Genomic DNA, 12,827 nt, shown 5'->3' with positions numbered 1-12,827 from the left:
AATGGATTAATTATTGAATTCTTTTTTTCTTCCTTTTCTTCTCACTTATCTATTTGAGAAGTGATTTAAAATGAACAGGTAAATTTCATTTATTTTAAATACCATTTGATAAACCATGGCAATAAGATTGGTAAATACATCGCGTAGTCTCCTTCCTTCTTGTCTCACTTATTTATTCGAAAAACAATTCGAAAACGTACAACTAAATTAAATTTATTTGAAAAATAATTTAGCAAACCACGGGTAGAAAATTGGTAGATACATGAAGCAAACTCCTTTCCTTTTACTCTTACTTATCTATTCGGAAAACAATCCAAAAAAATAAGAATATCAGAAAATTTTCTGACATTCTTATTGATAAATTTATTCAAATCTAATAGATATTAGACATTGAGATGTTTTTTAAGTGTTCTTCTGGCTGTTCGTGATACGGGGAAATGCAAGCCTTCTAACAAGGTCACTTCTGTGGCAGTCATCTCTTCGATAGCCTGTAAACTGACTAACGTATTGCGATTGGCATAGACAAAGTAATCTTTTTCAGCCTTAGCAGCTATATCCTTAAGACTGCCATAAATGGTCTTGATAGAGTGATTGGCATAATAGACCTTGATACGGTGGGATTCCACTGAAGTTTCAAAGGCTAAAATCTCATGGTAGGGCAGAGTAAAGCCCCGTCTCCCCTCAAAACTATAAGTAAAGAGACGCATATTTTCCCTCTTATCCACTGCCAGTACATAATCCAGACAGCGCTCCAGCTGATGACGATAGTCCGCCTCAGGCTGATCCTTGGAAATAAAATCCAAGGCAGACAAGTGATAGCGAAAAGCTAGAGGCAAGGCCTCCGAGTGTGTGGATACAAAAACAATGCTTGTAAAAGGATCCCGCTCCCGAACCTGTTGAGCAACCTGAAAGCCCCGTTCTCGCTCTCCATCAATCTCTAAATCCAATAAATAGAGCTGGTAATGGTCAAAATACTGAGAATACTTTTCAACGTCCCCATAGTTTTTGGCAATATCAATTTCCAATCTCAAATTGCGAGAGCGACCAATATCTAGTAAAGTCTGCTCTATCCGTCCTTGCTGGACTCTATCGTCTTCCAAAACTAAAATTCTCATTCCTCTCCCCCTCGTTTCTCATCCTTAAATGGCAATTCTAAATCTTGTCTAAAAGTCGTCTCTCCTAGCTGGGTATCTAAGTTTAAATTATAATGAAAAACCATATCCTCCAAGGTTGCTAAGCCCAGTCCACTGTGGTTGCCCTTGGTAGAGTAACCCTTTTGACTGAGAATGCTAGGATTCAGTTCTTCTTTCTTACGAGTGTTTTCAATGATAAAACGGACACTCCTATCACCTGCCAACAAAGCAACCCGAATCTGCGGACTTTCCGCCTCACTAGCTGCCTCCAAGGCATTCGTCGTGAGGATAGAGAGGATACGGATAGCCTCCAATATCGGTAATGCTAGTTCTTCAACAACCCCCACCGTCTCCAAATTAAAATGAATTCCCTGATTATCTGCCACAATCATGGCTTTTGCCAAGGTATTGCGAATAGCTATATCATGAATATTGTGAAGATTAAAGGCTGTGTAGTCCGCCTTTCTCAGCTTTTCATTGGTCTTTAGAAAGACATCTTGATAGATGGTAGACACCTCAGCCATGTCTTGATTCGCTATGGCAGGCTCCATACTGGCGATAATCCCAGCAAAATCATGACGGAAATCTCGCACTTCATCATAGAGATGCCCCAGCTTATCAACCATTCCTTGCAAGGAACGATTTTCTTCTTCCTGTCTCTGAATGGTCTGCTCATCACGATAAACCTGCTCCAAATGCTTGATGTAAAAGAGCCAAGAAAAAAAGAGAATGAAAATCAGGAGAGAAATGGTCGTATCAAATCGAACGTAGAAAGAACTATTTCTATTGGTCATAAACGAAGAAAATATCCTAAATCCAGTCAGAGGTAGGATAATGAAAAAACTCTTACGATAGTGGGTTTTAAAAGCATCTGAAAAGAATAAATCCAAATCCAAAGACCAACGCTTCATAATAACTACTGCCAATACAAAAGCTAGTAGAGAAAAAAAGAATTAACAATACCATTTCCTACTTCTGATAGCATATCTATATCTAACATCCGAATATAGAACAATACCAATAAATAGCGAATACTCTGATAAAAACTAAAAAGATAGAATGAAAGAAATAAAGATTCCCCCTTTTTCTTCCTATTCACATAGAAAATAAGGTAAAAAAAGATTAAAACTTCCAAATACATAATTTCAAAAAAAGTTTTACCAGCTATTAATTGCATCATTAATAAATAGACTATGTATCTCTTTTTACGAAATTCCGGTGTAATTTGGTAACCTAGATAGATTGGAGGAACTATAATGGAGACTATCAATAATAAAGCAAATAGAGTTTCCTTAATAAAAGTCAAAATCATACTATCCAATCACAGTTTTAGTTGGCGCTGGAGTACAATACCGAGGTTGGCAAAGCCCAAACAAAGAACAAAAGAAATTCCCTCCACCATTCACTTCCTCCAATACCTCTGGGGTTAACTCTTCAAATTATTCCAATTCTACAAATGTATTTTTCATTTCCATGATAGATTCCTTTTCATTATTTTATAGATAACTCTATCCCCTGCTCCATCTACAAAAGGCTTTAGTTTTCTTTTAAAATACAAGAAATCTAAAGCCTCCTGAAAATGGTATATTGGTTAGAGCGTTAACGATTAGTTGTGAAGATGTTATTTTTATTTAACCACAACCACTTTATAATATTCGTTTGAGTGTGGAGATTCTATTTTGATTTTTTCACCATATAAACCATCAATTTCTTTATCAAGGAAATTTGAAACTCCTGATGGCAAGCGTTTCATCTTAAGAATCTCACCAGATTGATCCGCATAGGCTAGAATGTGATGGTGAGTAGTGGTTGCTCCATCATCAATCAATACAAAGTAACCTGTTTTGAGCTTACCTTGTTCATTTTCTAAATAGTATAATTTATTGTTATTGATTGTGAAGCTAGTACCCCCAAGACGAAGTCGTGCACCTGGATTTTCTAGATAAAGATCATTGCCAACTTTTTTGATTTCTGAATAGGTTGTCATTGCTGGGATATTAACCACACGATGTCCATTTTCATCAAAGTAGTAGCGGTTTGATAAGTTTTGAAAGTTCTGTACAACTATCTTAGGATCAATTTCTTGTCCTTCTTCTTTATTATCCACTAAAGCTAAGGTTGTATTTGAAACCACATCCCCATATTTGTCGGAAAACTTCTTGAACTCTGGTCTGATATACCAAGCATTTTTTTCAATAATAACATCATCACCTTTAGCATTTAGCAAATATTCTTGCCCATCTCCAAGTTTGACAATATCATGAATATTGTATCCAGCATCTTTTCTATTTACTAGATAGCCATCCTTACCAATGACATAACTTTCCCCATCACTGGCTGGGACAGCTCTATCTGCGACCATAGCACCTGATTTTTCAAAGTAAGACCATTGACCATTTGCAGTCGCCCATCCTGTTGCCATAGCGCCACTGCCTTTGAGGTAATACCATGTGGGCCCTTCTTTATACCAACCTGTACGCATGGCACCACTATTTGCTAGCGAGTACCATGTGTTACCCTCTTTATACCAACCTGTGCGCATTGCACCACTATCTGCTAGTGAGTACCATGTGTTGCCTTCCTTGTACCAGCCAGTACGCATAGAACCACTATCTGCTAGAGAATACCATGTATCACCGTCTTTGAACCAGCCTGTTTGCATTTTACCAGAAGCGTCAAAGTGGTACCAAGAGTTAGCGTTTTGCACCCATTTATTTTTGGCAAGACTGCCATCTTGAGAAAGATTCCAGTCGGCACCATTTTTAACCCAAGTATCTGCAGCCTGTGCTTGGTTAATAGACAAAAGCAGACCAGCACCTGCAAGCAGACCAAGTGTGAGTAGTTTAGATTTTTTCATAGCCATTTCCTCCTTTATCGAATAGCTATAAGAGGAATTCCCTCTTTATTTAGCTATATTCTAATACTTTTCATAATCAAAGTCAATAATATTGTGAAAAATTAGACAATTTTACCAATATCTACGAATTGTATTTTGAGTAATACCGTATTGATCCATATAAGAAACATATTTACCTGGATATGGAGCATGAACTACCTTTCCACCACCAACATAAATACCTACATGGTCATTTGTCCCCTCACTATTATACAAAATCAAATCTCCAGCTTGTTGAGAACCATTACTTACGTAACTTCCTCCTGTTGCTTGACCATAGGTCACTCTAGGAATACTAATATCGAACTTAGCATGAATGGCCATCGTAAATCCTGAGCAATCTACACCACTATTCAAATCTGCCCCACCCCAAACATATGGGATTTTATCTACAAAGGTTTCTGCATATTCAGCAATTGCCTGTCCACGATTTTCTACCCATGCACCACTTGCTCTAAAGAAGTATGGTGTACCACTCACACGTTGATAACCAGTGACCATAGCACCACTAGCAGATAAGTAGTAATAATTACCATCAGGTTGAATCCAAGTATTTTCTTTCATCCATCCTTGGTCATCAAAATAGTACCACTTGCCATCTAATTGTTCCCAATTTTTAGCATACCCACCTGAACCGTATTTAAACCACCATTTACCATTGGTTTGCATCCATGTTCCTTTCGGATCACGATATTGATTGAAAGCTTTCTTCTCTTGATTACCCTCTGCTTGAGTTTCTTTATCTTCAAAACCAATCAATTTTACTTGGTCAGCTTCTTCAGCTTTTATCTTGCCTTGATTAACTAATTGAGCAATCGCTTCTTTCTCACTTGCTGATGGGGAATCAGCATAGGCAACCGTAGTATTTGCTAGGAGAACGCCTCCTGCAAGAACTAACAAACTAGAATAAAGATATTTTTTCATCGTGAAAATCCTTTCTTTTAAATTAATATTTATTGCAACTATATTAATGCAACAATTATTATAAATAACTCCTAATAATAGTTAAGAGTACAACAATTCTATGTATTTTTATGTGACATTACTTTGATTTAGATTACGAAAATATCATCTCATCCTCCTTCTTGTTTAATTTCCTAAAAACCAAGTTAAAAAAAATATAAAAATTGGTAAAACGTAAGTAAAATTAGTAATCCTTTTCATAGTCTTCAATACCTTCCTTCTATCATTATTGTTCAACTTACACCTTTATGATATACTAAAAATAAGTATTTTCTTAAAACTTCTACTTTTGGAACATTTTGGGGAGGTGAAAATATGCGGTGGGATATTGGTTCAGTTTATAAATACATTCGTAAGTCAAAAGGGATTACACAAAATGAGGTCTGTGGTGACTACATTACTCATTCTAACTTATCTAAGTTTGAAAATAATCATTCTACTCCTAGGTATGACACTATGGAGTTGTTGTTGAGACAAATTGATATGTGTTTCGATGAATTTCATTATATTTGTCAACATTACCAAATGGATTCTCGTAAGAAATTATTTTCAGAATACTATCAAGTCATTTCTTCACCTAATTTAGAAGAAATGAAGATATTGCTATCAAAATGTCAAATTTATCTAGATGAAGTGCAGAATGATATCCCAATAGAACATGCTGTGAAAGAATTAACCATTTTTATAGAAGTGATTGAAAATCAGTTCTCCGAAAAAGCCAAAGCTTTAGCTGAAGAGTTATGGAAAGAATTGGAAAAAAGGGATCAGTGGTTTCTTTCAGATTTGCGGTTATTAGTGATTATCATCTTTCATTTCCCTATTGATTCACTAGAAATGCTACGTCAGAGGCTTGTAAAATCTCTAAATAAATACACAGATTATAGGCCAATTCAAAGTATTCATTACTCCATTCTAGCCAATATGACACGAATGTACCTTGAAGCAGATAAGAAAGATGACTGTCTATGCTTGATTCAAGAATGTCTTGAGTTATCAAAAGAAATGAAGCGATACGATTTATTGGGTGTAGCTCAAGTACGTCTGGGAATCGTTAATGAAGATCATACTATGATTAATAAAGGACTATCCTTACTCGAATCAACAGATGAAGGTCGATTACTAGAGGAAATGAAAAAAGAAGTTTGTGATTATTATCAAGTAGATTTTTTTGAAATAGAGACCAAACAGTAACTATTACATTATGAATAAAAGCGAACATGATTTCCTAGCAAACGAAACTGTTCGCTTTTTCGTTTTACTCTGTCAGATAGTTTATTTTACAATAGAAACATTGCCTGTTGAACTATCAATTTTAACAGTTTGACCGTAGAAACCATCAATTTCTTTATTAAGATAATCTGAAATTCCTGTTGGTAATCGTTTCATCTTAAGAATTTCACCAGATTGGTCTGCATAAACAAGAATATGATAGTGATGATAGCTTGGTCTATCATCAATCAATGCGAAATAACCTGTTTTTAACTTGCCATTATCACCATCTAAATAGCATAGTTTGTTGTTATTGATTGTAAAGCTGGTAGCTCCAAGACGAAGTCGTGCATCTAGATTTTCTAAATAGACATCATTGCCAACTTTTTTAATCTCTAAATAGGTGGTCATTTCTGGAAAATTTGTTACTCGACGACCGTCTGCTCCAAAGTAATATCGACCTGGTAGATTTTGGAAATTACGAATAACAGCTTTAGGATCAATTTCTTGTCCTTCATCTTTATTATCCACTAAAGCTAAGGTTATATTTGAAACCACATCCCCATATTTATTAGAAAACTTTTTAAACTCTGGCTTAATGTACCAAGCATTTTTTTCAACAATGACTCCATCTTTTGTATGAATAAGATGATAATCATACCCGTCAGATAAAGTAACAATATTTGTGATAATTGTATCATCCGTTTGAGATTCTTCAACCTGACTTGGAAGTTTGGTTAACATATAACCATCCTTGCCAATGACATAACTTTCCCCATCGCTGGCTGGAACAGCTCTATCTGCGACCATAGCACCTGATTTTTCAAAGTAAGACCATTGACCATTTGCAGTCGCCCATCCTGTTGCCATAGCGCCACTGCCTTTGAGGTAATACCAAGTAGCTCCTTCTTTGTACCAACCAGTACGCATGGCACCACTATCTGCTAGTGAGTACCATGTGTTGCCTTCCTTGTACCAGCCAGTGCGCATAGCGCCACTATCTGCTAGAGAATACCATGTATCACCGTCTTTGAACCAGCCTGTTTGCATTTTACCAGAAGCGTCAAAGTGGTACCAAGAGTCAGCGTTTTGCACCCATTTATTTTTGGCAAGACTACCATCTTGTGAAAGATTCCAGTCAGCACCATTTTTAACCCAAGTATCTGCAGCCTGTGCTTGGTTAATAGACAAAAGCAGACCAGCACCTGCAAGCAGACCAAGTGTGAGTAGTTTAGATTTTTTCATAGCCATTTCCTCTTAAAATAGATAAATCCAAAGTAAGAAAATCCAATAGAAACGAAGTCAAAATAGAACTTCTAAAATTTCTAAGAACATAAGATAAAGACTAGTTTATCAAAAGTACATAGCCATCACTTTCCCTCAACTATAAAATAAATCCTTTTTTATATCTACATTATAGTCCTGCAAAAAAGAAAGTTAATTAAAATTATGACTATATTAACATTTTTGTTCTAGCAGAGATCAATTGATTTTTTCATTTGATCTTCATTTCTTATCTCCTTTTTGGAGATTTATTTTTCTGATTTCATTATACCCCTTATTTGTCCCAAGATTTCTCCTGTCCCTAGAAAGACTAAATCTGTTCCTAAACGGTCGCTTGAACCAAAGAAAAAATTCCAAAGCAAATGCCTTGGAACTTCTTATCTTTATTTTGCTTGAATGATTTTAACCACATCTCCCACACTTTGGAGTTGGTCAATTTCCTCATCACTGATTTCGATTCCAAATTCGTCCTCAATGGTTAGTACAAATTCCATCAAATCTACCGAATCAGCATCCAAATCGTCTTTCAGACTCAAGGATTCTGTCACGACAAAGTCTTCTCCCTGTCGTTCTTGGATAATGGTCACAATACGGTCAAAAATTTCTTTTTCTGTCATCCTTTTTATTCTCCTGAAAATTCACGCGCAGTCTGGGCAACTACGTCTGTTTCTAGCATGGTACGGATCTGACGAATCGTACTATAAACAGCCTTGGCATCGCTTGAGCCATGAGTTTTGACAACAGGTGCCTTGACACCAAACAAGACTGCTCCACCAACATCTGAATAGTTGAGCTGTTTTTTCAAACCTCTGAGGCTGTCCTTGAGAAGGAGGGCGCCTAGTTTCGCTCGAAGACCACCACCTGTTATAGCTGTCTTGAGTAAGCTCATGATTCCCATAGCTGTCCCTTCGATGGATTTGAGCACAGCGTTTCCCGTGAAACCATCTGCCACAACAACATCTGCAACGCCATTCATCAAATCACGCGCTTCCACGTTTCCGATAAAGTTTAAACTTTCATCAGTGGCTAGTAATTCATAAGTTTCCTTACGAAGCGGGTCGCCCTTACTACTCTCTGTCCCATTGTTAAGCAAACCTACACGTGGTTGCGCAATGCCACGGACATTTTTAGCATAGAAGGAACCTAGAACCGCATATTGATGGAGGTGCTGGGCTGTATTTTCTGCATTAGCACCGAGGTCCAGCATGTCAAAACCTTTCCCATCAACGGTCGGCAATGTTGACATAAGTCCAGGACTGTCGATATTCTTGATACGACCCACGATGAAGAATCCTGCTGCCAACAAAGCACCTGTATTCCCAGCTGAGAGAACAGCGTCTGCTTCGCCTTCTTTGACAGCCTTGGCCGCCAAGACCATACTGGCATTTTTTTTCTTCCGAATAGCCCTCGTAGGTTCATCGTCCGAATCAATCTTCTCATCCGTATGGATAATGCTGACGCGCTCTGTCGTTGTCAGATATTGCTTGATTTTAGCTTCATCTCCGTAGAGTTGAACCTCAATATCTGAAAAGTCAGCCAGGGCTTGATTGACACCCTCAACGATGGCCTGAGGTGCATAATCGCCACCCATTGCATCTACTGCGATTTTTTTCATTTGTTTTCCTCTTTTAGTAATTGTCCCCAGTCTGCTAGGGAATCAATAAATTTCTTTGATTTTAGGTGAATCCCAACGTACTCTTCATAGAGCTGATCCATAAATTGGCGTAGCTCTTGCTTGATTTCAGGCTTGAGCGAAATGGTCTCCAAGGTTTCAAAATCAATGGCTTGAAATTGGTTAAGCAGATAAGGAATGTTGGGATTGAGATGGCAACGTCTCTCATCTTCATGATAATGCTCTGGACAGAGGCAGGCTCCATATTTGAAAGAAAAGTCAAAAGCCTGACCGACCCGATGGCAAAAGACACACTCATTAAAATTGAGGCTGATCCCAAATCGAGTCAAGATTTGAATTTCAAAAATATTGGTCAAAATCTGGTAATCCAAGCCAGCTTCCATCAATTCCAAAGTCTTTTGCAAAAAAGCAAACAAAGGAGCATCCTGCTGATTATCCTGCAAACTAGCATCTGCAAGAGCTGCAACATAAGTCGCATAAGCCATGACAAAGAGGTCGCTATTGATCTTGGGAAAGGTCATGACCTCATGATAGTCCTCGATATAGCTAAGCCCGTCATCATTGATTCGCAAGAGAAATCGTGCCAGTACTAAGGGCTGAATAACAGGTGCCAGCTTAGACTGGCCAGCATGTTTAACAAAAAACATGCGTTTGCCAGCCTGCTCTGTAAAAATCTTGACTAGCTTGTCATCCTCCCGAAAGTTGCGATTGTAGAGCACCAAGCCTTGACTCGTGATAGACTGAATCATGCTTCTCTCATGTACTCCTCAAGTCGTTTCATGGCTTCTTTGATAGTCTCCATGCTAGCGGCATAAGACAAGCGCACATAACCTTCTCCATAACGCCCAAAGGCAGCTCCAGGGATAAAGGCAACCGCCTTCTTCTGAGCAAAATCCTTCAGAAAGGCAAAAGAATTTTGATTGTAGCCAGCTGGGATCTTAGCAAAGATATAGAAGGCACCGTCTGGTTTGATAATCTCAAAACCAAGAGCAGTCATTTTCTCGATGATATAATCTCGACGCTGGATGTATTCCTTCTTCATCGGTTCCGCATCGTTTTTACCAGCTGTCAAGGCTTCCACCGCAGCATGTTGCGCCATGGTATTTGCGGCAGTTACCAAGTACTGATGACTCTTGATCAACTGGGCCGTGAAATTTGCTGGAGCAAAGATAAAGCCTAAACGCCAACCGGTCATAGCATGGGATTTAGATAGACCGTTGATGATAATAGCCTGGTCTCTCAACATGGTTCCTAGAGATACATGAGTTTCCCCTGTATAGGTCAATTCTGAGTAAACCTCATCACAGACAACGAAAATTTCGTACTTGCGTAAAACAGCTGCCAAGGCTTCCAACTGCTCCCGACTATAGGTAATTCCTGTCGGATTGGCTGGATAGTTGAGAATAACCGACTTGAGCTTGTCTCCCTGCTCGAGAATAGCTTTCTCTAGCATTTCTGGTGTCAAGACAAACCCATTTTCAGTCGTATCAATCTCGACAATCTCTGCCCCAACTAGATTGACAATTGGTTCATAACCCGGATAAGCAGGAGCTGGCAAGAGTACCTTGTCTCCCTCTTCCAAAATAGCTGTCAAAGTAGCAGATAAAGCCTCTGTCGCCCCAATTGTAACCAAGATTTCATTTTCAGGAGCATAGTCCAGTTGGTACTTTTCCTTAACAAAGTCACTGGCTGCCTGACGTAGAGTCAGCAGACCACTCATCCCTGTATAGTAGGATTGGTTCTGGTCAATGGCTTGCTTGGCCGCCTCCTTGATATGGTCTGGCGTTGTAAAATCAGGTTCCCCCAAGGTCAAACGCAAGACCCCAGGAATCTCCGAAATAGCCTGATCAAACTGACGAATCAAGGAAACTTGAATCTTATCTAACTGTTTATTAAAGCGCTTAGTTAAGTCCATAGATACCTCCTACTATCAAAACGTATCTCTATTATACTACAAAAGCCCCCCGACCGCAAAAATACATGATAGAATAACTTCCCACTTTCTATTTTACTTTTCCTGTTTTTATGTCTATAATAGTAATCGATTCTATTTGGAGGTTTTTATGTCATTTCTATCAAAAAATGGAGCAGGCATCTCGGCCTGCCTTCTCATTTCTATCGTATCTTGGTACTTAGGAGGATTCTTCCCTGTGATTGGCGCGCCTGTTTTTGCCATTTTCATAGGCATGCTCCTACATCCCTTTCTCTCGCCCCATAAACAACTGGATGCTGGATTGACCTTTAGTTCCAAGAAATTACTCCAGTATGCCGTTGTCTTGCTTGGTTTTGGTCTCAATATCTCGCAGGTCTTCGCAGTTGGCCAATCTTCGCTCCCTGTCATCCTGTCCACTATCTCAATAGCTCTGATTATTGCCTACTTCTTCCAGCGCTTCTTTGCACTGGATACAAAACTGGCTACCTTGGTTGGAGTAGGTTCTTCCATCTGTGGGGGTTCTGCCATTGCGGCGACAGCGCCTGTTATTGATGCTAAGGAAAAGGAAGTAGCCCAAGCCATTTCCGTTATCTTTTTCTTCAATGTCTTGGCTGCGCTCATCTTTCCAACGCTAGGTACCTGGCTTCATCTATCCAATGAAGGCTTCGCCCTCTTTGCAGGAACTGCGGTCAATGATACTTCCTCTGTAACCGCCACAGCCAGCGCCTGGGACAGCCTCTACCAAAGCAATACCCTCGAATCCGCAACCATTGTCAAACTCACACGTACTCTGGCTATCATCCCCATCACGCTCTTTCTCTCCTACTGGCAAAGTCGTGAACAAAAAAATAAGCACGGCTTGCAATTGAAAAAAGTCTTCCCACTTTTTATCCTTTACTTCATCCTTGCATCTCTCCTAACTACCCTCATGACCTCTCTCGGTATGTCTAGTAGCTTCTTCACCCCACTCAAACAACTCTCAAAATTCCTCATTATCATGGCCATGAGTGCTATCGGTCTCAAAACCAATCTGGTAGCTATGGTCAAATCCAGCGGAAAATCCATTGTTCTCGGAGCCATCTGCTGGATTGCCATCATCCTCACTAGTCTTGGTATGCAGACCCTTATCGGCATTTTCTAATACTCTTCGAAAATCTCTTCAAATCATGTCAACATCGCCTTGCCGTAGGTATGGTTACTGACTTCGTCAGTTCTATCCACAACCTCAAAACAGTGTTTTGAGCAGCCTGCGGCTAGTTTGCTCTTTGATTTTCATTGAGTATAACACAAAAGGTAGCCCACCAGCTACCTTTTTCTTATGCTTCCTCAATCAAGCGTGTATGTTCTCTCTTGATGCAACGATTCATCACAATATCATCACATCCACCAGCACGTAAGATTTCTTCCGCTTCTAGACTTTCAAGTCCTAGCTGTGCCCAAAAAATCTTTGCATCAGCCTTGAGAAAATCACGCGCCACATCTGGCAAAAACTCACTGCGACGGTAAACATTGACAATATCTACAGGAAAAGGAATCTCTGCTAGGCTAGCATAAGCCTTTTCACCCAATATTTCGCCACCTGCCGCCTTGGGATTGACTGGGATAATTTTATAACCCCGAGCCTGCATTTCCTTGGTTACTCGATTGCTGGTTGTTTCCTCACGGTCTGACAAGCCCACCACAGCAAGGGTTTTACTTGTTGCGAGATACTGACGAATCACGCCATCACTTGGATTGATAAATTCTTGACTCATAGAAATCCTCCTTTTTCTTCAG

At 39.2% G+C, this 12,827-nt stretch carries 12 protein-coding genes and 1 pseudogene; 2 read left to right on the top strand and 11 right to left on the bottom strand.

The genetic code is table 11. The features are described 5' to 3' along the window. Positions 1–383: 383 nt before the first annotated feature. The 5 genes and pseudogenes from UKS_RS00260 to UKS_RS00240 form a co-directional block, all read right to left on the bottom strand. Positions 384–1,115: a response regulator transcription factor gene (locus UKS_RS00260; protein ID WP_049497052.1), complete on the bottom strand. Its 732-nt coding sequence runs from the start codon at positions 1,113–1,115 to the stop codon at positions 384–386. Then, entirely contained in the window at positions 1,112–2,044 is a 933-nt protein-coding gene (locus UKS_RS00255) for a GHKL domain-containing protein (RefSeq protein ID WP_232049744.1), read from the bottom strand. Before UKS_RS00255 ends, UKS_RS00260 begins: the two co-directional genes overlap by 4 nt. 474 nt (positions 2,045–2,518) lie before the next feature. Further along, a pseudogene (locus UKS_RS10010) lies at positions 2,519–2,608 on the bottom strand (smi_0057.1 family bacteriocin-like peptide); the annotation flags it as partial. Between the two features lie 152 nt (positions 2,609–2,760). Next, on the bottom strand, positions 2,761–3,990 hold the full coding sequence (locus tag UKS_RS00245) for an N-acetylmuramoyl-L-alanine amidase family protein (RefSeq protein WP_156011328.1): 1,230 nt from the start codon (positions 3,988–3,990) through the stop codon (positions 2,761–2,763). A 111-nt stretch (positions 3,991–4,101) separates the two neighbouring features. After that, entirely contained in the window at positions 4,102–4,953 is an 852-nt protein-coding gene (locus UKS_RS00240; RefSeq protein WP_156011327.1) for a C40 family peptidase, read from the bottom strand. Positions 4,954–5,307: 354 nt separating this feature from the next. Here UKS_RS00240 and UKS_RS00235 point away from each other — a divergent pair, with 354 nt between their 5' ends. Continuing rightward, on the top strand, positions 5,308–6,183 hold the full coding sequence (locus tag UKS_RS00235; protein WP_049494914.1) for a helix-turn-helix domain-containing protein: 876 nt from the start codon (positions 5,308–5,310) through the stop codon (positions 6,181–6,183). Positions 6,184–6,264: 81 nt separating this feature from the next. Here the strand turns inward: UKS_RS00235 and UKS_RS00230 are convergent, their stop codons facing one another. The 5 genes from UKS_RS00230 to UKS_RS00210 form a co-directional block, all read right to left on the bottom strand. After that, a complete protein-coding gene (locus tag UKS_RS00230; protein WP_156011326.1) occupies positions 6,265–7,446 on the bottom strand; it encodes an N-acetylmuramoyl-L-alanine amidase family protein in 1,182 nt (393 codons plus the stop codon). A 422-nt stretch (positions 7,447–7,868) separates the two neighbouring features. After that, entirely contained in the window at positions 7,869–8,102 is a 234-nt protein-coding gene (locus tag UKS_RS00225) for an acyl carrier protein (protein ID WP_049495652.1), read from the bottom strand. A 5-nt stretch (positions 8,103–8,107) separates the two neighbouring features. After that, entirely contained in the window at positions 8,108–9,100 is a 993-nt protein-coding gene (plsX, locus tag UKS_RS00220; RefSeq protein WP_156011325.1) for a phosphate acyltransferase PlsX, read from the bottom strand. After that, positions 9,097–9,867, bottom strand: coding sequence for a DNA repair protein RecO (gene recO / locus UKS_RS00215; RefSeq protein ID WP_049495655.1), 771 nt, complete (start codon positions 9,865–9,867; stop codon positions 9,097–9,099). The genes plsX and recO overlap by 4 nt, the downstream gene beginning before the upstream one ends. After that, positions 9,864–11,033, bottom strand: a complete 1,170-nt coding sequence (locus tag UKS_RS00210) for a pyridoxal phosphate-dependent aminotransferase (protein WP_156011324.1) — start codon at positions 11,031–11,033, stop codon at positions 9,864–9,866. Before UKS_RS00210 ends, recO begins: the two co-directional genes overlap by 4 nt. 148 nt (positions 11,034–11,181) lie before the next feature. On the opposite strand from UKS_RS00210, the gene UKS_RS00205 reads away from it, so the two are divergent. After that, complete coding sequence (locus tag UKS_RS00205; RefSeq protein WP_156011323.1) at positions 11,182–12,192, top strand: YeiH family protein; 1,011 nt, start codon at positions 11,182–11,184, stop codon at positions 12,190–12,192. A gap of 175 nt (positions 12,193–12,367) precedes the next feature. Here UKS_RS00205 and UKS_RS00200 read toward each other — a convergent pair whose 3' ends face one another. Beyond that, positions 12,368–12,805, bottom strand: a complete 438-nt coding sequence (locus UKS_RS00200) for a CoA-binding protein (protein WP_000076477.1) — start codon at positions 12,803–12,805, stop codon at positions 12,368–12,370. Positions 12,806–12,827 lie beyond the last annotated feature (22 nt).

Origin of the sequence: Streptococcus sp. 116-D4, from assembly GCF_009731465.1 — a bacterium.
In the GTDB taxonomy this organism is placed as follows: Bacteria; Bacillota; Bacilli; order Lactobacillales; family Streptococcaceae; genus Streptococcus; species Streptococcus pseudopneumoniae_E.
This window is presented reverse-complemented; position numbering and strand designations above follow the sequence as displayed.

Bases quoted from the DNA above. Each gene is read 5' to 3' on its own strand.
- UKS_RS00225 (WP_049495652.1), bottom strand. From the start codon at position 8,102: ATGACAGAAAAAGAAATTTTTGACCGTATTGTGACCATTATCCAAGAA.
- UKS_RS00240 (WP_156011327.1), bottom strand. From the start codon at position 4,953: ATGAAAAAATATCTTTATTCTAGTTTGTTAGTTCTTGCAGGAGGCGTT.
- UKS_RS00255 (WP_232049744.1), bottom strand. From the start codon at position 2,044: ATGAAGCGTTGGTCTTTGGATTTGGATTTATTCTTTTCAGATGCTTTT.
- recO (WP_049495655.1), bottom strand. From the start codon at position 9,867: ATGATTCAGTCTATCACGAGTCAAGGCTTGGTGCTCTACAATCGCAAC.
- UKS_RS00245 (WP_156011328.1), bottom strand. From the start codon at position 3,990: ATGAAAAAATCTAAACTACTCACACTTGGTCTGCTTGCAGGTGCTGGT.
- UKS_RS00230 (WP_156011326.1), bottom strand. From the start codon at position 7,446: ATGAAAAAATCTAAACTACTCACACTTGGTCTGCTTGCAGGTGCTGGT.
- UKS_RS00200 (WP_000076477.1), bottom strand. From the start codon at position 12,805: ATGAGTCAAGAATTTATCAATCCAAGTGATGGCGTGATTCGTCAGTAT.
- UKS_RS00210 (WP_156011324.1), bottom strand. From the start codon at position 11,033: ATGGACTTAACTAAGCGCTTTAATAAACAGTTAGATAAGATTCAAGTT.
- plsX (WP_156011325.1), bottom strand. From the start codon at position 9,100: ATGAAAAAAATCGCAGTAGATGCAATGGGTGGCGATTATGCACCTCAG.
- UKS_RS00205 (WP_156011323.1), top strand. From the start codon at position 11,182: ATGTCATTTCTATCAAAAAATGGAGCAGGCATCTCGGCCTGCCTTCTC.
- UKS_RS00260 (WP_049497052.1), bottom strand. From the start codon at position 1,115: ATGAGAATTTTAGTTTTGGAAGACGATAGAGTCCAGCAAGGACGGATA.
- UKS_RS00235 (WP_049494914.1), top strand. From the start codon at position 5,308: ATGCGGTGGGATATTGGTTCAGTTTATAAATACATTCGTAAGTCAAAA.